Origin of the sequence: Streptomyces sp. MB09-01 (assembly GCF_033794505.1) — a bacterium.
Taxonomy (GTDB): Bacteria; Actinomycetota; Actinomycetes; order Streptomycetales; family Streptomycetaceae; genus Streptomyces.
Map to the genome: position 1 here is coordinate 1 of NZ_JARAYQ010000566.1, position 1,147 is coordinate 1,147.

Consider the following 1,147-nt stretch of genomic DNA (forward strand, 5'->3'; position numbering starts at 1 on the left):
GTGGGGGCGGCGGGCGCCTTCGTGCGGGACGCGCGGGGCGGGGAGGTGCGCGGCGAGGTGTGGCCGGGCGAGTGCGTGTACCCGGACTTCACGGATCCGGCCGTGCGGGAGTGGTGGGGCGGGCTGTACGAGGAGCGGCTCGCGCAGGGCTTCGCCGGTTTCTGGCACGACATGAACGAGCCGGTGTCCTTCGCTCCGTTCGGGGACGCCACGTTGCCGCGGTCGGCGCGGCACGCTATGGACGGGGCGGGCGGGGACCACCGCGAGGGGCACAACGTGTACGCGCTGGGAATGGCGCGGGCGGGGTGGGAGGGGCTGGTGCGGCTGCGGCCGGCCGAGCGGCCGTTCCTGTTCTCCCGCTCGGGCTGGGCGGGGATGCAGCGCTACGGGGGCACGTGGTCGGGTGATGTGGAGAGCAGCTGGGAGGGGCTGCGGGCCTCGCTGGCGCTGGTGTTGGGGCTCGGGCTGTGCGGGGTGCCGTACTCGGGCCCGGACGTGGGCGGCTTCGGCGGTTCGCCGTCGCCGGAGTTGTACGTGCGGTGGCTGCAACTGGGGGCGTACCTGCCGCTGTTCCGGACCCACTCGGCGATGTGGGCGGGGCGGCGGGAGCCGTGGGAGTTCGGGCCCGAGGTGGCGGAGCAGGCGGCGGCGGTGATGGCGGAGCGGGAGCGTCTGCGGCCGTACTTCGTGACGCTGGCGCACCTGGCGCGGCGGACGGGTGCCCCGTACGTACGGCCGGTGTGGTGGGGGACGCCGGAGGAGCGGCGGCTGCGGGACTGCGAGGACGCGTTCCTGCTGGGCGACGCGCTGCTGGTGGCCCCGGTGCTGGAGTGCGGGGCGGACCGGCGGGCGGTACGGCTGCCACGGGGCCGGTGGTACGACACCGCGACCGGGACGGCGTACGAGGGCCCGTGCCAGATCCTGCTGGACGCCCCGCAGGGGCGGATCCCGGTGCTGGCCCGGGCCAACGCCCAGGCCTCCAGGGTCACCCAGTCAGCCCCCGCGCAGCGGACCGGCAGCAGGGTACCGGCCCTGTCCAGAGCCGGCATCTGCCCCTCCGCGGCGTCCAGCCGGGTCTGGCGCTGGACCTCGAAGCCAGGCCCGGGCGCGTGACCGTACACACTGTGTCTCGAACACAACTGATCCT

At 75.2% G+C, this 1,147-nt stretch carries 1 protein-coding gene; it reads left to right on the forward strand.

The window, feature by feature from the left end; translation table 11 throughout:
• Positions 1-1,113 (forward strand): glycoside hydrolase family 31 protein (locus tag PV721_RS43480; protein ID WP_319734416.1); only part of this gene is annotated, 1,113 nt, incomplete at its 5' end.
• Positions 1,114-1,147 lie beyond the last annotated feature (34 nt).